At 65.7% G+C, this 18,937-nt stretch carries 18 protein-coding genes; 11 read left to right on the top strand and 7 right to left on the bottom strand.

The window, feature by feature from the left end:
• Window positions 1-7: 7 nt before the first annotated feature.
• Together KXZ72_RS12015 and KXZ72_RS12010 are read right to left on the bottom strand one after the other, a co-directional pair.
• Window positions 8-2,449: an ATP-dependent helicase gene (locus KXZ72_RS12015; RefSeq protein ID WP_226081168.1), complete on the bottom strand. Its 2,442-nt coding sequence runs from the start codon at window positions 2,447-2,449 to the stop codon at window positions 8-10.
• An 87-nt stretch (window positions 2,450-2,536) separates the two neighbouring features.
• The gene (locus KXZ72_RS12010; protein ID WP_226081167.1) at window positions 2,537-3,550 is read right to left on the bottom strand and encodes a glycerophosphodiester phosphodiesterase family protein; all 1,014 of its coding nucleotides are present in this window, start codon (window positions 3,548-3,550) and stop codon (window positions 2,537-2,539) included.
• Between the two features lie 187 nt (window positions 3,551-3,737).
• Between KXZ72_RS12010 and KXZ72_RS12005 the strand changes: the two genes are divergently transcribed.
• A complete protein-coding gene (locus KXZ72_RS12005) occupies window positions 3,738-4,532 on the top strand; it encodes a Bax inhibitor-1/YccA family protein (RefSeq protein WP_226081166.1) in 795 nt (264 codons plus the stop codon).
• Window positions 4,533-4,595: 63 nt separating this feature from the next.
• On the opposite strand, the gene KXZ72_RS12000 is transcribed toward KXZ72_RS12005, so the two are convergent.
• Window positions 4,596-5,174, bottom strand: coding sequence for a TetR/AcrR family transcriptional regulator (locus tag KXZ72_RS12000; RefSeq protein ID WP_226081165.1), 579 nt, complete (start codon window positions 5,172-5,174; stop codon window positions 4,596-4,598).
• A 131-nt stretch (window positions 5,175-5,305) separates the two neighbouring features.
• Here KXZ72_RS12000 and KXZ72_RS11995 point away from each other — a divergent pair, with 131 nt between their 5' ends.
• Window positions 5,306-5,686 carry a nuclear transport factor 2 family protein gene (locus KXZ72_RS11995; protein ID WP_226081164.1) on the top strand — a complete coding sequence of 127 codons (381 nt, stop codon included), beginning with the start codon at window positions 5,306-5,308 and terminating at the stop codon, window positions 5,684-5,686.
• Here KXZ72_RS11995 and KXZ72_RS11990 read toward each other — a convergent pair.
• From KXZ72_RS11990 to KXZ72_RS11975, 4 genes are all read right to left on the bottom strand, one after another.
• Entirely contained in the window at window positions 5,683-6,105 is a 423-nt protein-coding gene (locus KXZ72_RS11990; RefSeq protein ID WP_226081163.1) for a GNAT family acetyltransferase, read from the bottom strand. The two genes, KXZ72_RS11995 and KXZ72_RS11990, sit on opposite strands and share 4 nt — an antisense overlap.
• A gap of 58 nt (window positions 6,106-6,163) precedes the next feature.
• On the bottom strand, window positions 6,164-7,000 hold the full coding sequence (locus tag KXZ72_RS11985) for an ABC transporter permease (RefSeq protein ID WP_226081162.1): 837 nt from the start codon (window positions 6,998-7,000) through the stop codon (window positions 6,164-6,166).
• Window positions 7,000-7,932, bottom strand: coding sequence for an ATP-binding cassette domain-containing protein (locus tag KXZ72_RS11980; RefSeq protein ID WP_226081161.1), 933 nt, complete (start codon window positions 7,930-7,932; stop codon window positions 7,000-7,002). Before KXZ72_RS11980 ends, KXZ72_RS11985 begins: the two co-directional genes overlap by 1 nt.
• A 207-nt stretch (window positions 7,933-8,139) precedes the next feature.
• A complete protein-coding gene (locus KXZ72_RS11975) occupies window positions 8,140-9,342 on the bottom strand; it encodes an ROK family transcriptional regulator (protein WP_226081160.1) in 1,203 nt (400 codons plus the stop codon).
• Between the two features lie 121 nt (window positions 9,343-9,463).
• On the opposite strand from KXZ72_RS11975, the gene KXZ72_RS11970 reads away from it, so the two are divergent.
• From KXZ72_RS11970 to KXZ72_RS11930, 9 genes are all read left to right on the top strand, one after another.
• Window positions 9,464-10,297 carry an RraA family protein gene (locus KXZ72_RS11970; RefSeq protein WP_226081159.1) on the top strand — a complete coding sequence of 278 codons (834 nt, stop codon included), beginning with the start codon at window positions 9,464-9,466 and terminating at the stop codon, window positions 10,295-10,297.
• A 25-nt stretch (window positions 10,298-10,322) separates the two neighbouring features.
• A complete protein-coding gene (locus tag KXZ72_RS11965; RefSeq protein WP_226081158.1) occupies window positions 10,323-11,258 on the top strand; it encodes an aldo/keto reductase in 936 nt (311 codons plus the stop codon).
• Between the two features lie 411 nt (window positions 11,259-11,669).
• Window positions 11,670-12,911, top strand: coding sequence for an ABC transporter substrate-binding protein (locus KXZ72_RS11960; protein ID WP_226081157.1), 1,242 nt, complete (start codon window positions 11,670-11,672; stop codon window positions 12,909-12,911).
• Between the two features lie 124 nt (window positions 12,912-13,035).
• On the top strand, window positions 13,036-13,947 hold the full coding sequence (locus KXZ72_RS11955; RefSeq protein WP_226081156.1) for a carbohydrate ABC transporter permease: 912 nt from the start codon (window positions 13,036-13,038) through the stop codon (window positions 13,945-13,947).
• A gap of 1 nt (window position 13,948) precedes the next feature.
• Window positions 13,949-14,845: a carbohydrate ABC transporter permease gene (locus KXZ72_RS11950; RefSeq protein ID WP_226081155.1), complete on the top strand. Its 897-nt coding sequence runs from the start codon at window positions 13,949-13,951 to the stop codon at window positions 14,843-14,845.
• 2 nt (window positions 14,846-14,847) lie between these two features.
• Window positions 14,848-15,996 carry a hypothetical protein gene (locus tag KXZ72_RS11945; protein WP_226081154.1) on the top strand — a complete coding sequence of 383 codons (1,149 nt, stop codon included), beginning with the start codon at window positions 14,848-14,850 and terminating at the stop codon, window positions 15,994-15,996.
• The gene (locus KXZ72_RS11940; RefSeq protein ID WP_226081153.1) at window positions 15,989-17,233 is read left to right on the top strand and encodes an amidohydrolase family protein; all 1,245 of its coding nucleotides are present in this window, start codon (window positions 15,989-15,991) and stop codon (window positions 17,231-17,233) included. Before KXZ72_RS11945 ends, KXZ72_RS11940 begins: the two co-directional genes overlap by 8 nt.
• Complete coding sequence (locus KXZ72_RS11935) at window positions 17,230-17,700, top strand: RidA family protein (RefSeq protein ID WP_226081152.1); 471 nt, start codon at window positions 17,230-17,232, stop codon at window positions 17,698-17,700. Before KXZ72_RS11940 ends, KXZ72_RS11935 begins: the two co-directional genes overlap by 4 nt.
• Window positions 17,701-17,730: 30 nt before the next feature.
• Window positions 17,731-18,927 (top strand): mandelate racemase/muconate lactonizing enzyme family protein, encoded by a 1,197-nt coding sequence (locus KXZ72_RS11930; RefSeq protein WP_226081151.1) that lies wholly within the window; start codon window positions 17,731-17,733, stop codon window positions 18,925-18,927.
• The last annotated feature ends 10 nt before the right edge of the window (window positions 18,928-18,937 follow it).

The following is an 18,937-nucleotide window of genomic DNA, read 5'->3' as shown; positions in this document are numbered from 1 at the left end:
CGTTCTCCTAAATCTTCTCGATCGGCGCGATCTTAATCAGCAGCTTCTTAAAGCCCGCGGCATCAAACTGCACGTGGGCAATGCGCTTATTACCCTCGCCCGTGATCTGCTGCACGCGGCCCTCGCCGAAGTCCACATGGCGGATGCGATCACCCGCGGCCAGCTCCAGCCCGGCGTTATCGCGCACCTGGCCCGTGATCTTATTGGGCCACTCCTTTTTTTCCGCACGCGGGAGCGCGGGCGGCTGCCCCGAGCCGCCACCCGAACCGGGCCAGCGCCGCGTGGCATTCAGCGCGCGCGGCTGGGTGCCGCCGCGGGAATTGGCCGAGCCGGGCGATTGCCGCCACTCGATCAGCTCCGCGGGGATCTCCTGCAGATAGCGGCTGGGCATCGCGATGGCGGTCTCGCCATATTGGGCGCGCGTCATCGCGAGCGAGATAAACAGCCGCTGCCGCGCGCGCGTGATGCCCACATAAAATAACCGGCGCTCCTCGGCGGGGCCGCCGGGCTCATTGGCGGACATCTTATGCGGGAGCAGATCCTCCTCCACGCCGGTCAGGAATACCGCCTCATATTCGAGGCCCTTGGCGGTGTGCAGGGTCATCAGGGAGACCGTGCCGGTGCTCGAGTCGAGGTCATCGGCCGCCGCCACGAGAGAGACCTCGGTGAGGAAGTCGATCAGCGTGCCATCGGGGTTATTTTTTTCGAACTCCTTGGTCACCGCCATCAGTTCCTCGATATTTTCGGCGCGCGCCTCGTCCTGCGGATCGCGGCTATTACGCAGCGTCTCCAGCAGCGCGCTCTTGGTGACCAGGAGCGTCAGCACATCGGCCACCTTGCCGGTATCGGCCAGGGCCGCCGCCTCGTCCAGCAAATCGGAGAGTGCGGTGATCGCGCCCGTGACCTTGGGGCCGAGGCCCAGGCCCTCGGCATTGCGCATGGCCTCGCGGAAGCTGATGGCGTTATTTTCCGCGAAGCTAAAGAGCTGGGTCTCGGTGGCCGGGCCGATGCCGCGCTTCGGGGTATTCAGGATGCGGCGCAGCGCCAACGTATCGTCGGGATTGGCCACGGCGATCAGATAGCCAAAGGAGTCTTTAATCTCGGCACGCTCATAAAACTTGGTGCCGCCCATGATCCGGTAGGGCAGCGCGGAGCGGATGAAAATTTCCTCCAGCGCCCGGGTCTGGGCATTGGTGCGATAAAACACCGCGATCTCGTTATAGCCCATGCCCGCCGAGTGCAGCTTCTCGATCTCATCGGCGATGAACTGCGCCTCATCATGACCCGAATAGCCGGTGAATCCGATGATCTTCTCGCCGTCTCCGCCATCGGACCACAGGCGCTTTTCCTTGCGGTCGAAGTTATTGGAGATCACGGCGTTTGCGGCCGAGAGAATATTTTGGGTGGAGCGATAATTCTGTTCCAGGAGGATCACCTTGGCCCCCACAAAATCGCGCTCAAACTCCACGATATTGCGGATATCCGCGCCGCGGAAGGCATAAATCGACTGATCGGAATCGCCCACCACGGTGAGCGAGGCACCGGCCAGCGCGGCCGGTCCCGCGCCCTCGAGGAAGCCGTCGGGCTCGGGCTCGGGGGCGCGGGTGAGCTCGCGGATCAGCGCATACTGGGCGTGGTTGGTGTCCTGGTACTCGTCCACCAGGATGTGCCGGAACCGCTTCTGATACTGCGCCGCCACGTGCGGGAAGGCGCGGAAGAGGTAGACGGTCTGGCCGATTAGATCGTCGAAGTCAAACGCATTGGCGCGGGCCAGCTCCCGCGTATAGCGCCGGAATACCTCCACAAACATGACCTCATTGGGGTCGGAGAGGTTGGCATTGCGCGCATAGCTATCCACATCGGCGAGCTCGTTTTTGAGCTTGCTGATCTTATTGGAGACATTCGCCGGGGTGAGCCCCAGCACATCGGCGTCCAGTTCCTTAATGATGCGCTTAATCAGCACGCGCGAGTCATTGGAATCGTAGATCGTGAAGTTCTTTTTAAAGCCGAAGTTCTCGGCCTCGCGGCGCAGGATGCGCACACAGGCGGAGTGGAACGTGGCGATCCACATGCCCTCGGCCGCCCCGCCCAGCTGCTGCTGCACGCGCTCGCGCATCTCGGCGGCGGCCTTATTGGTGAACGTGATCGCGAGGATCTGGCTGGGCCAGGCCTCGCGATTGCGGATCAGGCCCGCGATGCGCTGGGTGAGTACGCGGGTCTTGCCGGAGCCGGCCCCCGCGACGATCAGCAGCGCCGGGCCACGATAGACCACTGCCTCGCGCTGCTGCGGGTTAAGCCCGTGCAGCGTGGGGTCCTCACCTTCGGGAACGTTCTGGCCAAACTGGGCCGAGGCATCATAGCGACCGGCCTCGCCAAACGCGGGTCCTGCGCCGGGGGGCAGCACGATCGGGGTCTGCTCGGAGTTCACGGAGTCACTGTGGTTGGCCATATCTCCTCAAGTCTAGGCGCTACCGCCGACGCGCTCCCCGACCGGCGACGCGCGGCGTGATGCCCGCGGCCGCGGCCCCCGCGCCGATCAGGCCAGAACCGCGGATATGCCCGCCCGAGCATGTTCCCGGGCGAGCCGGCCCAGATCGGGGTGATCCACAAAGATGCCGTCCACCCCGGTGCGGATAATCTGCGCAAACTCGGTGCGCCAATCGCCAAATTCCGCGGGGTCTTCCGAGCTGCGCGCGGCCGGCGCGAGGAAACGGTTTTCCGGGCGCAGCGTCCAGGTGAACACATCGAGTCCCAGCGCGTGCGCGGCCTCCACGAGTTCGCGCCCGCCCGCCGCCACCAGATACGCGCGGCTCAGGCTGATGCCGTGGACCCGGCCCGCGAGGGCCCGCAGGCCCGCGGGGGTGGCCATCTCGGCATAGGGGGTGCCGCTGCCGCCGTGCTCGGGCCGCTCGTCCTCGGCGATGCCGGTTTTATCCAGGAGGTAGACATAGCGCGCCTCGAGCCCGCTCGCGCGCAGGCGCTCCAGCACCCCGAGCTCAAAGCTCTCCACCACGAGGGTGCCTCCCCCGCTCCAGCCCGCGAGTTGCTCGCGCAGCAGATCCTCCATGATAAATCCGCGCTCAGCGAAATAGGTGGAGTGCTTAATCTCGGCCACCATCCCGAGTGCGCGCCCGGCGTCGAGGGAGCACTCGTTAATGATCTGGATCAGATCGGCGAGGCAGAGCAGCCGCTCCGTGTTGTTATATGTGGCGCTCGCGGCCCGCAGTTCGGGGAGGCGTTCGCGGCAGTGCAGGGTGGCCAGCTCGGCCCAGGTGAAGTCCTCGGTGAACCAGCCGTCGTGCCGCTCGCCGTCTACCATCCGCACCGTCCTGCGGCCCGCAAACTCGGGGCGGCTGGCCACATCGGTGGTCTCGGTGATGTCATTTTCGTGCCGCAAAACCAGCACACCATCGCTGCTGACCACGAGGTCGGGCTCGACAAAATCGGCGCCGAGGGCAAACGCGAGCCGGTACGCCGAGGCCGAGTGCTCGGGCCGATAGCCCGAGGCTCCACGGTGACCAATAATGACGGGTCGAGAGGGCGCGATCATGCCTCCCAGCCTAATCTCTGGGCGTCATCCCGCCGAATGAATTTTGGGTAAATAGGTTCGGATCCGTCTCCGGCCCGGGTGCTTCCCAGTAAATTCCGGTAGATTATTGATAACGAAGGCCCTGACGGGCCCTGTTGTGACCCCAGCCCGAGAACTCCCAGAACACTGAGAGAGCAGGACCATCCAGATGGCAAATAACCCCGCATTCAATAATCCGGCCTTTAAAAACGGCGGCCAGATGCAGGCTGCCTCGGCCGCGATGACCGCCGAGCAGCTTCAGCACCAGTACGACCAGCCCATGGCCTCGGTCGATGTCACCGACCGCATGACCATCGAGGACACCGTCGTCAAGACGGCCGTCGCCTTTGTTGTGATGCTGGCCACCGCGGCAATCGGCTGGAACATGCCCGGCATCATGCTGCCCGCCGCGCTTATTGGCTTTGTCCTCGCGATGGTCAACATCTTCAAGAAGGTGCCCTCCGCTCCCCTCGTCCTGGCCTATGCCGCCGTGCAGGGCCTGTTTGTCGGCGCACTCTCCGCCTATTTTGAGACCGCGTGGCCCGGCATTGTTGTCCAGGCCGTCATCGCCACGTTTGCCGTGGTTGGTGTCACCCTGGCCCTATTTGCCAGCGGCAAGGTGCGTGCCTCCAAGAAGGCCACCAAGATCTTCATGGTCGCGATGATCGGTTACCTGGTCTACTCGCTGGTCAACATGGTTCTCATGATGACCGGTGTGGTCAGCGGCTTCGGCATGAGCAGCGCCACCATCGGAAACACGGGCATCCCGATCGGCGCCGTCCTCGGCATCTTTGTGGTTATCCTCGCCGCCTACTCGCTGGTACTCGACTTCGATAGCATCCAGCGCGGCGTGCAGAACCGCGCCCCCAAGGTCTACGCCTGGGCCGGTGCCTTTGGCATCATGGTCACCGTGATCTGGCTCTATACCGAGCTGCTGCGTTTCTTCGCCATCCTGCGCGATTAATCATCATAAAAGAAACCGCCGTCTCCCCTCGGGAGGCGGCGGTTTTTTATGCCCCGGTGGCGGTTAGGGGGCGGTGGCGGCGCCCAGAATGCGCATAAACAGCGCACTGCCCGCGGCCAGGCGCGCGCCCGGGCCGCCCGCGAGCTTGATCCCCTCGGCACTGGCCAGGATCAGCCCGGCCAGCTCCCGCGGGGTGGCCCCGAGGGCGGAGAGCCTAATCTCCCCGCGGGTATCGGCCTCGGCCAGCACCTCGGCGATCCGATCCGTGAGGCGGCGGCGGGCAGCAAGCGTAATATCCGCCGAGAGCTCCAGATTGGAATCAAAGAGTTCGCGGCCATGCGGGCTCGCGCCGATCTCCTCCATGAGCCCGCGCAGATACGCGTTCATCGCGGCATCGATCCGCCCGATGGCCGGGCCTTCGGCACCCAGCCGCTCCTCCACCTCGGCCATGACCGCCGCATGGGCCCGCTCCGAGCCGGCGCGGAAGACCGCCTCCTTATTGCTGAAGTGCAGATAGAGCGTGGCCCGGGAGACCCCCGCGGCCCCGGCCAGGTCGCTCATCGTGGTCTTGGCAAAGCCATAGCGACAGAATACGGCGAGGGAGGAGTCGAGGATCTGCTGCGTTTTGGGGGATGCGGTCACACCCCCGATCCTGACACTTCAGGCAAAAAATGTCCATCTTGTACAGGTGGACATTTTCTGTCATTATGTCCAAAGTGCGCATAAGCCTATGCCACACCCCGAATCTATCCCGCCCCGGGAGAGGAATCCTGATGACCGGCACCGCCACGGAAGAACTCATTATCGCCACCGAACGCGCCCGCGTGCGCGCGCTCGTGGCCGGGGATATCGAGGCCGCGCGCTCCGCGCACTCGCCCGAGTTTCAGCTGATCACGCCCATCGGCGCGGCGCTGGATCGCGAGCAATACCTCGGCGCGGTATCCAGCGGGCAGATCAACTACCTCGCCTGGGAACCGGGGCCCATCGCGATCCGCGTGCGCGGCGAGATGGCCACGATTCGCTATCGCGCCGAATTAGAGGTGGAGTTTGGGGGCCACCGGGTACCCCGCGCCACGTACTGGCACAGCGATAGCTATGAGCTGATCGCGGGCGCCTGGGTGGCCGTCTGGTCCCAGGCCACCACCATCGCCTAGGCCGGATGCCCCGGCAGCCACTTGGCCAGCACGGAAACCTCGGAATCGGTATAGCCCAGGTGCTCATAAAAGCCCGCGGCCTCGGCATTGCCGTGACGCACCATCAGCTGCACCTTGACCGCCCCGCGCTCGGCCAGCCAATCCTCGGCGGCGGTGATCATTCGTGCCCCGAGCCGACGCCCACGCAGATCGCGGACCACCGCCACATAGTAGATCCAGCCGCGATGACCGTCCTCCCCCACCATCGCCGTGGCCACGAGGTCCTCGCCATCAAAACACCCCAGCACGGTTGAGCGCTCCCCCGCGAGCGCGCGGCGAATATCGGCGCCAGGATCATTCCACGGGCGGGTGAGATCGGCCTCGGTCCAGAGGGCAGTGGCGGCGGCAATATCGGTCACCACGAGGTCGCGCGTATCCATGGGGCCAGGCTAGCAGCGTGGCACCCGCGCCCGCGAGGGGACGCGGGTGCCACGGGACCTAGTCGAGGTCGGAGCGCCAGCGCAGCAGCCATCCCAGGCCCAGCAGGAGCAGCGCGGTCGCGGCGAGTACCACCCCGCCCCAACCCCGGCTCAGGATTGCCGGGTCCAGGCCCGCGAGCGAGGGATCCAGCGAGCCCATACTCGTGAAGATTCCGCTGCCGATAAACGCATCGGTCGCGGCACCCGGCAGGAATTTTCCGATCGCCGCGCTCCAGTCCCAGAGGCCCGAAACCATCCGCAGGATCGGCTGGACAAACTGGGAGAAGCCGAGGGCAATCACGATTACCACCGCCTGCGAGCGCACCAGGATACCCAGGCCCAGGCCGATCAGCGCCCAGAGCCCCATCGCGGGCACGGTCCGCAGCGCAATGCCCCAGGTAGCGGCCTCGCCGAGGAACGCATCGCCCCCGCCCGCCCCCGTCACGAGCGCCCCCACGCCCAGGGCACCGAGCGCACCGAGCAGCCCCAGCAGCGCACCCGCGCAGAAGAGGACCAGGGCCTTTGCCGCGAGGACAATGCCGCGCCGCGGCTCGGCGGTGAAGGTTCCGGCCAGGGTGCGATTGCGATATTCCCCACTCACCCCAAGGGCCCCCAGCACCAGCGGGATCACATAGAGCAGCGACGTGGGGGCGCTATAGACGAGGCCCGCGGCGGCGCGCGGATCGATCGGCGCCACCATCGCCCCCGATTGCATCCCGAGGGGCCCAAACATCGCGGCAAAGAGCCCGGCGGCCCCGGCCGCGAGGATCAGCATCAGGGCAGCCAGCATCCAGCCGGTGCGGGTGGCGCGGAGCTTCAGGAACTCGGCGGAGACGCTCCGCATCAGGCGGGCCATCAGCGCACCTCCCCCGTCCGGAGGCCGGATAATTCGGGGCCTACGCCCCCGGTGAGATCAAAAAAGACCTCCTCCAAGCCCTCGGATTCCACGCTCAGGTGGCGCAGGATGATGCCCGCATGGAAGGCAGCGGCGGCCAGGTCGTCCACGCCGATCCCGCGCACCCGCAGCCCGGCCCCTCCGCCCTCGGCCGCGGGGAGACCCAGGCCGGCAATCAGGGCAAGAAGCGCGGGGCGATCGGCGGAGTCCACGATCACCGCGCCCCCGGCGCGGGCCTCGAGCGCCGCGAGCTCCCCCGCATAGACCACGGCGCCCTCGCGGATCACCACCACGTCATCCACCGTTTGTTGCACCTCGGCGAGGAGGTGGGAGGAGAGCAGCACCGTGGTGCCGCCCGCCGCCAGGCTGCGCAGAAAGCCGCGGATCCAGCGGATCCCCTCGGGGTCGAGGCCGTTTATGGGCTCGTCGAGCACCAGCACCTCGGGGTCGCCCAGCAGCGCGGTGGCCAGCGCGAGGCGCTGGCGCATTCCGAGCGAGTAGCCCCCGATTCGGCGGGGCCCGGCCTCGGCCAGCCCCACCAGCGCCAATACCTCGGCGGCGCGGGTCGCGGGAATGCCGCTGGCCGCCGCGGCAATGCGCAGGTGCATGGCCCCGGTATGCGCGGGATGGAAGCTGGCCTCGAGGGCCGAGCCCACCGTCAGGGCGGGCCGGTCGAGCCGGTCATAGCGGGTGCCCCCGATAGTGGCGGTGCCGGCATCGGGGGCGATCAGCCCCAGCAGCATCCGCAGGGTGGTGGTTTTTCCCGAGCCATTGGGCCCCAGGAATCCGGTCACGCGGCCGGGGCGCGCGGTGAAGCTCACCCCGCGCACGGCGCGCACAGCGCCGAAGCTCTTCTCGAGTCCACTCACGATGAGGGAGGTGTCCCGTGACATATATACCCACTTCCGTGTCGTATTGTTCTAGTTATACTAGAACAAGTCCCGCGGGGCAAGGCTCCCGCCGACGGGAGTGCACGCCGCGACCCTCGCACCCCCGGGGCACGGCGATACCGCGCAAGGCTCCGGGCACGCGGATCCGGGCGCGCAAAAACCCCGCACCTTCCCCTCTCCGGCGCGGGAGGGGGAAGCCGCGGGGCCCACTCAGACCGCGCGCAGCGTGCGGATCTGCTCGTTGATATAGGAGGCGGAGAGCACGTGGTTTCCGGCCATCACGCCGGCCCCGATGATGCCCGCATGGGCCCCCACGCGGGACTGCACAATCGTCAGATTCTCGGTGGCCAGCGGGATTGAATTGGAGTACACCACCTCGCGGATACCGGCGAGGAGGTGATCACCCGCGGTGGAGATTGACCCGCCGATCACAATCACGGAGGGGTTAATGATGCTCACGCATGTGGTGAGCACCTCACCAATCGTGCGCCCGGCCTCGCGCACGGCCCCGGTCACCGTGAGGTTGCCATTAAGCGCGAGGTCCACAATATCGCCGTTACTCTCGGCGGCGATGCCCACCGCACGCAGATTGCGGGCGATGGCCGGGCCCCCGGCGGTGGCCTCGAGGCAGCCAAAATTGCCGCAGGTGCACTGAATCTCGGCACCCTTGGAAACCCGCACATGGCCGATATCCCCGGCGATGCCGCGGGAGCCACGCTGCAGATCGGAACCCGAGATGATCCCCGCACCGATTCCGGTGGCGACCTTCACATAGATCAGCTCACTCACCTCGGGCCAGCGCACGGTGCGCTCACCCAGCGCCGCGATATTTACGTCGTTATCCACGAGGGTGGGGACGTCAAAGGTCTCCCGCACACACGCGGGCACATCAAAATCATGCCAGCCGGGCATGATCGGCGGGTTATCCGGGCGGCCGGTGGCAAACTCCACCGGGCCGGGCAGGCCGATCCCCACGGCCACCACGGTATCGCGCGCGCGCCTATTTTTTTTCAGCAGCTCGGTCGCGGTGGCGAGGCACTCCTCGATCAGCGCGCGCGGGCCACGGGCGATATCCATCCGGCTCGTGGTGGTATCAATCACGGTGCCCAGCACATCGGTCAGGCCCACCGAGCAGTGGGTGGCCCCCATGTCGATCGCGATGATGATGCGCCCGGTGGCGTTGAGCTCAAACCGGGCCGAGGGGCGCCCGCCCGTGGAAATGGCATCCTCGGTCGAGACGATCAGGCCCAGCCCCATCAGCTCATCGATGCGCTGCGCGATTGTCGAGCGGGAGAGACCGGTGCGCTGTGCCAGCTCGGAGCGGGTGCGCGGTGCGCCATCCCGCAGTAATTGCAGGAGCTGGCTCGCGGAGAATGTCCCGGTCAGGTTGTCGAAGGTTTGGTTGGTTGCCACAGTTTATTATCTCGATGCGGTTGAATATTGCCAGTGTTATGTCGAATAATGTGTAACTTACGCCGAGTTTACACATAAATCCCCCTGGCTGATATTCGGCGAACCAGAGATTGCGATAACAATGACGATAGAGAACTCTGCCCCCCACATCATCGAACTCACCTCCTCCTGGACGGGGGAGCGCGGCGCGGATGGCCGCCCCCGCGTGGCCGATGACATCCTGCAAAAACTCGCGTTTGTGAGCACCGAACACGCCTGGCATGTGCTCGACGCCGCGGGCTATCCGTATCAGTTCTGCGGCGGCTGGCAGGCCACCCGTCCGGGCTCCACCCTGGTCGGTCGCGCGGTCACCTCGCACTATCTGCCACACCGCCCCGATCTGCGCGAGGCCACCGAGCGCGCGGGGGAACGCCTCGGCTATCCCGCGGGCACCCAGCCCAATGCCTGGGTCGTGGATATCCTCACCCCGGGCGACGTGATGGTGGCCGATATTTTTGGCAAGGTCTCCGAGGGAACCGTGATCGGAGATAACCTCGGAACCGCCATCGCCAGCCGCACCGGCGCGGGCGCGGTGATCGATGGCGGCGTGCGTGACCTGCGCGGCCTCCGCGGCCTCGATAACGCCAATTTTTTCTATCGCGCCGCCGATCCCACACCGATCCGCGACGTGGTGCTCGCCTCGGTGAACGGCCCCGTGAGCATCGGCGGGGTGAGCGTACTCCCCGGGGATATTGTGCTCGGCACGGAGACCGGGGTCACGTTTATCCCCGCGCACCTCGCCGCGGAGGTGGTGGCGGCCGCCGAGGAGATTGGCAACCGCGATCGCTTCAGCCAGTCCCGCATCGCGGCGGGAATCTATACCAGCGCGGCCGTGGATATCCCCGTCTGGCCCGCCCCGGTCGAGGAGGACTACCGCTCCTGGCTCACCACGAATTTCCGCCCCCTCGGCGCCTAAATACCCCAACGCAATGGAGCACAGCATGAAGAAAAACACGCTCGGAAACACCGGCCTGGAAATCACCGAGGTCTCCCTCGGCACCGCCTTTGTGGGATCGGACCGCGAGCGCGGCGAACCCGTTTCGGAGGAGGCCATCGCCGCGGGCCGCGCCATTTTGAACAGCCCGTTTACGATCACGGATACCTCCAATAGCTATGGCCACGGGCGCAGCGAGATCGCCCTCGGCCACGCCGTGCGCGCCAACGGCGGCCTTGCCGAGGGCAGCCTCCTGATCACCAAATCGGATCGCGACCGCGATACCGGCGTATTCACCGGCGAGCGCGCGCTGCGCTCCTTTGAGGAATCGGTGCAGCGGCTCGGGGTGGAGTATTTCCCGATCTATCAGCTGCACGATCCGTATTCGATCACATTTGAGGAGGCAATGGCCCCGGGCGGTGCCGTCTCCAGCCTGATCCGCCTGCGCGAGGAGGGCCTCGTGGGCCACCTGGGCATCGCCGCCGGGTCGCTCTCGCTCCTTGAACGCTATCTGAACACCGGGGTCTTTGATGTGGTGCTGACCCATAACCGCTATACCCTGCTCAACCGCAGCGCCGAGCCGTTTATCGAGCGCGCGCATGAGCGCGGGATCGGCGTATTTAATGCCGCCCCCTTCGGCGGTGGACTGCTCGCCTCGGGCGCACGCGAGGGCGCAAGCTATGCCTATGAGCCGGCCTCCGCGGAGACGCTCGCCTGGCTCGAGCGCCTGGACGCGGTCTGTGCCGCGTGGCAGGTGGACCTGCGTGCAGCCGCGCTGCACTTCTCACTGCGTAACCCGCTGATTTCCAGCACCGTGATCGGCACCGCCCGGGCCTCGCGGGTTCCGGAGTTTGAGGCGCTGGTGGAGGCCCGGATCCCCGAGGGATTCTGGGATGCCGTGGCGGCACTGGGCACCCCGCCCACGTCCTTTGGAACCGACTAGGGCCACCCCCGTATTGCGATTCCACAAAAACAGGTATATGTTCAAAGCACGAACAACTTACGTTATTATTTGACATAAGTTGCTCGAAGGTTATTGCAAATGACCGAGCCAATCCATTCAACGACGAATCCCGGAGATCCCCCCTCAGCACTTTGCACATCACACCCCGGCCGGAGCCCGGCCCCGGGGACATCATTTCCCCACCGCTTATCCCATCCGTGTTGAGGCCCACCCGGCGTCAACGGCTCCCCACCTTGAGTAGCCCCGCACCCCGGATGCCCCACCCCGGCATCCAGCACTACCAAGACCTGTAGTTCCTTTCGAGGCGATGTCGCCTACGATCAGGCCGGCCCCGGCCCCTCAATACCCCGCGGCCCGGCATTACACAGAGAGAGAAAATCCCCCATGGGCATGAATAAACGCATCAAAATCTCCGGCCTCGTGGCCGCGGCCGCCGCACTCGCGCTCGTCGCGACCGGCTGCTCCGCCACCGACTCCCCCGGCGATAGCTCCAGCATCACCTGGTGGTCCCCGAACTGGGACGAGGCCAAGGGCAAGGAGCTCGTCGCCGCGTTTGAGAAGGAAAACCCCGGCACCAAGGTGAATATCGTGACCACCACCAACGACACGATGGCCAATAAGATCAAGACCACCCTGGACTCGGGCTCCACCCCCGATGTGATGACCGAGCTCGTCTCGCGCGTCTCGCTCTATGCGTCCAAGGACCAGCTCACCGATGTCACCGACTGGTATGACTCCTCGATGCCCGTGGATGACTTCAATAGCGAGGCCATCGCCGCCGTCTCCAATAAGGATAAGGTCTACGCCGTGCCGTGGCGCTGGGACGCCTCGAGCCTGATCTATAACAAGGACATGTTTGCCGAGGCAGGCATCACCGAGGCCCCCACCACGTGGGCGGAACTCCAGGCCGATGCCAAGATCGTCAAGGATAAGCTCGGCATCCCCGGCTTCGCCTGGCCCTTTGGTAGCGACTCCAATACCCAGACCCGCTGGCTCACCGCGTATTACAGCAACGGTGGAACCTTCACCGAGAAGTCCGATGGCTCGGTAGAACTCAACGCGGCCGCATCCGAGGCGGCCCTGGCCAGCTTCGCCGATGGGTTTAAGGACGGCATCGTCAGCCAGGCCTCGTTCGAGTCCGATAACACCGCCGTGCAGCAGCTGTTTATTAATAAGCAGATCGCGTTCTACTCCGATGGCGCCTATGCCCTCGCCCCGATCGAAAAGGGCGGCATCAACGCCGGAACCGCGATGTGGCCGGGCCCGGACGGCCCCGGCACCGTGGGCACCAACGGCTGGGCCTATATCGTGCCCAAGGCCGCGAAGAACCAGGAGCTGGCAAAGAAGTTTGTGCAGTTTATGTCCACCCCGGACCACCAGGCCGAGATGACCCTGACCTTCCCGGCCCGCCTGAGCGCCGCGGAAAACGAGAAGTTCTCCGACCCGCTGCTCGCCCCGTTCCTGGAGCAGCAGAACGAGCACGGCAAGGCAGTTCCCCCGTATTCCGGCTATGCCCAGATGACGCAGACCATCTATAGCTCGGTCCAGGCCGTGGCCCTCGGCCAGCAGAGCGCCAAGGATGCCAACCAGGCCATCATCGACCAGGCGGCAAACGTCCTCAAGGCCAATTAGCACCACCCCGCGTCACCTCTGACCGCGCCGGGCAGCCCGCCCCTCCCCGTTCCCGGGAACGGCTGCCCGGCGCATCCCCCAAAAACTCTCCCCACACATTCCCGAAACCACCTTGGAGGTGACGATGGACACCCTGACACGGGAGGCGCCGCAATCGTCAACAACCCGCACACACGCCCAGGACCGGGCAGCCACCGCCTACCGCCGGATCACGATTAAGGGCTGGCTGCTCTCGCTGCCGTCCATCCTCGTTCTGATCGCGCTGGCCGGAGTCTCGGTCTTCACCGTCATCATCGGCGCCTTCTCCCCCGAGGGATTTGGCGCCTTCCAGACCATTATTAAGAGCCCGCGCTTCGGCCAGATGATGGCCAATACCGGCATCTGGGTCCTGATCAGCCTCGTGGGTGCCATCGTGGTGGGTTATCTCGCGGCACTCGCCCTGAATAACCGCCGCGTGAAGTTCACCGGAATCTGGCGCTCGCTCCTGCTGATCCCGTGGATCACCCCGACCGTGGCCGCCGCCACCGCCTGGAAGTGGATCTTCAGCCGCGATTTCGGAACCCTGAACGGCTTCCTGCAGGGCGCCGGAATCATTAATGAGCCCATCAGCTGGCTCACCGACCCGTATCTGGTGCTGCCCGCCCTGGCCATGGTCCAGGTGTGGTGTACGTTCCCGTTTGTCATGCTGATGGTGACCTCGGGCCTGCAGGCCGTGCCGGATGAGATCTATGAGGCCGCCCAGCTCGACGGCGCCAACTGGTTCCACACCCTGCGCTATATCGTGCTCCCCGCGCTGCGCGACGTGACCTTCATCCTGATTTTGATCGTGACCGTCTGGGCGCTGAACTCGTTTATCCCCGTCTGGGTGATCACCAAGGGTGGTCCGGCGGGAGCCTCCACCATTCTTCCCATCGAACTTTATCAAGCGTTCCAGAACGGCAGCACGGCCAGCATCTCCGTGATCGCCCTGTTCCAGCTGCTGATTAGCATGACGCTGGCCTGGTTCTATGTTCGTCAGACCCAGAAGGACGATTAGCATGACCGTCACCGCCGCCGAAATCACCGCCCGCCCACGCCGCCTGCCCGGGAGAAAAAAGGCCCGCGGACCGCAGAGCTTCATCGGGACCACGCTGTCCTATGCGTTCCTCGCCGTCCTGACCTTCACCGCGATCCTGCCGCTCGCGGTCATGCTCGCCACGTCGTTTAAGCCCGCCGCCGAGATCTTCGCGATCCCGCCGAAATTCCTCGCAAGCAATCCGACGATCGCCAATTATGTGACCGTGCTGGCCGGCTCCGAGATGCCGCGCGCGCTGCTCAACAGCGTCTCGGTGGGTGTGCTCACGACCATCGTGACGCTTATCCTCGGCTGCTCCACCGGATATGCGCTCTCGCGGTTCCGCTTCCGCGGGGCCCGCCCGCTCGCGATCACCCTGCTGCTGGGTCAGCTGCTGCCCGCGACCGTGCTGCTGCTGCCGATCTATAAGCTGATCGCCGGCCTCGGCCTGCTGGACACCATCCCCGGCCTGTCCATCGCGATGCTCGTTTTTGTGCTGCCCGTGGTCACCTGGATGCTCAGCTCCACGTTTAACTCCGTGCCGATTGAGCTCGAGGAGGCCGCGATGATCGACGGCTCCACACGGTTCATGGCCGTGATCCGCGTGGTGCTGCCCGTGGCCGCGCCCGGTATCGCCTCGGTGGGAATCTTCGCGTTCCTGCAGTCCTGGAACGAGTTCCTCTTCGCCTCGGTCATGACCACCTCGATCGCGTCAAAAACCGCGCCGATCGCGCTGACCGATTTTGCCAATGAGTTCACCGTGGACTGGGGCGCAACGATGGCCGGAGCCTCCGTGATCTCCGTACCGATCACCATCGTGTTCCTGTTTGTGCAGCGGTTCTTTGTGCGCGGCATGGCCGCGGGAGCGGTCAAGGGCTAACCATGGTCACCGCGGAATCCGTTTATGCGGCACTCGGCGTGCGCCGCGTTATTAACGCCGCCGATACCTATACCGACCTCGGGGGTGCCCGGCTTCCCGATGAGGTGGCCGCGGCGATGCTCGCGGGATCGCGTCATCAGGTGGATATCCGCGAACTCCTCGCCCGCTCGGGCGAGCACCTCGCCGCGGCGACCCGCAATCCGGCGGCCCTCGTGGTCAACGGGGCGGCCGCCGCGGTGGCCGTGACCGTGGCCGCGGCCGGTGGCGGGCTCGCCGCCCGGCACGCGACCCCCGCGCACGTCCTGCGCGAGCGCGGCGCCGAGGTGATTGTGCTGTGCAGTCAGCGCAATCCCTATGACGCCGGGATCGAGCTGGCCGGCGCGCGCATCCGCCAGGTGGGCTATTCCGATAGCCTGCCCCGGCACGAGCTGACCGCGGCCATCGGCGAAAATACCATCGCCATCATGTGGTTTGCGGGTACCCAGTTTGAACGCTATTCCCCGCCGCTGTCCGATCTCGCGGCACTCGCCCGCGAGCACGGCATCCCGCTGATCGTGGATGCCGCCGCGCAGTTCCCCCCGGTGGAAAACCTGTGGCGCTATCGCGAGGAGGGCGCCTCGCTGGTATTTTTCAGCGGCGGCAAGGGGCTCAAGGGCCCCCAGGCCAGCGGCCTGATCCTCGGCGAAAGCGAGTGGGTGGCGGCCTGCGCGCTCAACTCCTATCCCAATCACGGTACGGGCCGCGGCATGAAAACCAGCAAGGAAAATATCCTGGGCCTCGTGGCCGCGGTGGACCGCGCGCTGGAACTGGACTGGGAGGCCCAGTATGCCGCGTGGACCGGCCGGCTCGAGGATACCGCCGCCCGGCTGCGCGTGCTGCCCTGGCTGGACACCCGGATCGACCCCGCGGGCCGCCAGGGGCAGGCCTGCCCGCGGCTCTTCCTGTCCTGGCCCGCCTCCGCCTGTGCCGCGACCGCCTCCGAACTGGCCGCGCACCTCGCCGCGCTGCCCGTCTCGATCCGCATCGACGCCAATGAGGCCGATGCCCGCACCGCACTCATCAACCCCTATTCGCTGCTCGACGGAGAGCTGCACCTCGTGACCGAGGCGCTGATCTCCGCGCTCACCTCACTCCGGGAGAATCATGCCTAACCCCACCCCCTGCGATCTGCTCATCACGGGCGGCCTGCTGGCCTCCGGCGCGGGCTGGGCCCCGGGCATCGTGGCCATCCGGGGCGAAAAGATCCTCTTCAGCGGCGCGGGCTCCGCGGCCGATTTTGCCGCCGAGCGCGTGATCGACGCCCGCGGGGGCCACGTGGTACCCGGCCTGATCGACCTGCATACGCATACCTACTGGGGCGGAATACGCCTCGGCATCAACCCGGATAAAATGGCCGCGATCAGCGGCGTGACCACGTGGGTGGACGCCGGTTCGGCCGGCGCGGGCGGCTTCGAGGGCCTGCTGCGGCATATCTCCGATCACAGCGCCGCGGAGATCGTGCCGTTCCTCAACTTCTCCTATATTGGCCTGGGTACCGCGGGCATGATGACCCGCGAGGTGGGCGAACTCTGGGACGCCTCCTTCGGCGATCTGCGCGCAGTGCTGCGCACCGCCGAGGAACACCCGGGCGCGATCCGCGGCATTAAGGTGCGCGCGAGCGCAAATGCCATCGGCGATAACGCCCGCCTGATCCTGCCGCAGGCCCGCGATGCCGCGGATGAGCTGGGCGTGCCCCTGATGATCCACGTGGGAATGGCCCCGCCCGTGCTGGGCGAGGTCCTGCCCTTCCTCGGCCGCGGGGATATCCTCACCCACTGCTTCCACCCGCATGCGGGTGGGCGCATCGTGGACGCCCGCGGGGCCGTGCGCCCCGAGCTGCACGAGGCCGTGGCGCGCGGCGTGATCCTCGATGTGGGCCACGGCAATGCCAGCATCTCGCATGAGATCACGCTCACCGCGCTTAACGAGGGCCTGCGTGATTTCACGATCAGCTCCGATATGCACTCCGAGAAGGCCCCCACCATGGTGAGCCTGCTCACCGTGGCCGAGATGTTCCTGGCGATGGGCCTGAGCTTCGCCGAGGTCATCGAGCGGATGACCGCGACCCCCGCCGCCGCGCTCGGCCGCACCGATATCGGCTCGCTCGCGGCCGGCACCACCGCGGATATCGCCATCTTTGAGCTGGAGGACGCCGCCACCGTGAAGGCCGATTCCCTCGGCCACCGGCTCACCCTGAACACGCGGATTTTGCACAGGCTCACGCTGCGCGCGGGCCGGGAGCTCCTCGCCCCCGAGGATGACCGCCGCGAGTTTTTTGACTCCCCCTGGGCCTCCAAATTTGCCCAGACCCCCGATGCAGCACCCACCCCGAAGGAGAACCGATCATGAGCACCCCCCAGCAGACCATCGCCGCTCTGGGCATCGAAATGCCCACCAAGATCCCGCGCGGTAAGGGTGGCGTGGCCGCGTGCCGCCAGGTGGGAAACCTGATTTTTGTCTCGGGCCACGGACCCGAGGATAACGAGGACAACCTGCTCTATCGTGGCCAGGTGGGCGGGGAGGTGAGCCTAGAGGAGGGTTATGCCGCCGCGCGCGCCACCGGAATCCAGCTGCTGCGCAGCCTCCAGGATCACCTCGGCAGCCTCGACCGTGTGGACTTCATCGTGAAGGCCCTCGGCTTTGTGAATAGCGCGGAGGGCTTCTACGAGCAGCCCGCCGTGATGCACGGGTTCTCCGATCTGATGACCGAGGTTTTTGGTCAGAACGGTATCCACGCGCGCTCGGCCATCGGCACCTCCTCGCTGCCGATGAACCAGCCCGTGGAGATTGAACTCATCGTCGCCGTCCGCGATTAATATCCCCAGAATTTAGAAAGCAGTACAGCTGTGAAAATCACCGCGGTGAAAATTGCCGTCCTGGGCAATAGCCCGATCGTCCGCATCGTCACCGATGAGGGGGTGGATGGGCTGGGCCAGATCGAGTCCTCCAAGCCGTTTATGCGTCCCGCGCTGGAGATGCTCGCCCCGATGCTGATCGGGCTCGACCCGACCAATGTGGAGGCGTGTATGCGCCAGATCCGCCGCCTCGGCGCGTTTAAGCCCTGGGGCAGCGCCGTCTCGGCCGTGGAGATTGCGCTCTGGGATATCGCCGGTAAGGCCGCGGGATTGCCCGTTTATAAGCTGCTCGGCGGCAAGGTGCGCGATCGGGTGCGGGTCTATAACGGCGGCATCCGACCGGTGCTTGCCGGCCACGAGCCCGAGGATTATGCGCGCTCGATGCAGGAGATGAAGGACGCCCCCGAGGGCTTCACGATCATCAAGGAGGGTGTGGGCTATCACGGCTTCATGGCTCCCAATGTGGAGGGCTACGCCTATAACGAGATGGTGGTGGGTCCGCGCCACCCCAACCGCGGCCCGCTCACCGCGCGCGGAATCCGGCATACCGTGGAGACCGTCGCCGCGATGTGTGACGTGCTGGGGCCGGATATCGCCCTGGCCCTGGACATGGGCCCGGGCTGGACAGTCTCGGATGCGATCCGCATCCTGCGCGAGCTGGAACCGTTTAATATCCTCTGGGCCGAGGACCTGCTCACGGGCGATTATGTGCCGTGGGTCGGGGCCGAGCAGTATCGGGAGATCACGCGCGGCACCACCGTGCCCACGCATACCGGCGAGCAGATCTATCTGCGGAATAATTTCCAGGACCTGATCGAGAAGCAGGCCGTGCGCGTGATCGGCCCCGATCCCCTCGATGTGGGTGGGCTTGCCGAGCTCAAGTGGATCGCCGAATACGCGGATCTGCACGGCGTACAGATCGCCCCGCACGGGGTGTTGGACGGGCTGATCGGCCTCGCCGCGCTCACCCAGGTCTCGGCAACCCTGCCGGATAATTTCATCGCCTTTGAATATCCGGTGGCCGAGCACGACTGGTGGTACGACATCCTCGAGGGCTCCTCACGCACCCCGGTACAAAACGGCTTTATCACCGTGGGCGACCGCCCCGGTCTGGGCGTGACCTTTAACGTGGAGGCCGCCAAGCGCTATCTCCTCCCCGAGGACGCCGCCTTCTTTAGCAACGACTAAGAGCCGAAAG

Source organism: Mycetocola spongiae (assembly GCF_020424085.1).
In the GTDB taxonomy this organism is placed as follows: domain Bacteria; phylum Actinomycetota; class Actinomycetes; order Actinomycetales; family Microbacteriaceae; genus Mycetocola; species Mycetocola spongiae.
This window is presented reverse-complemented; position numbering and strand designations above follow the sequence as displayed.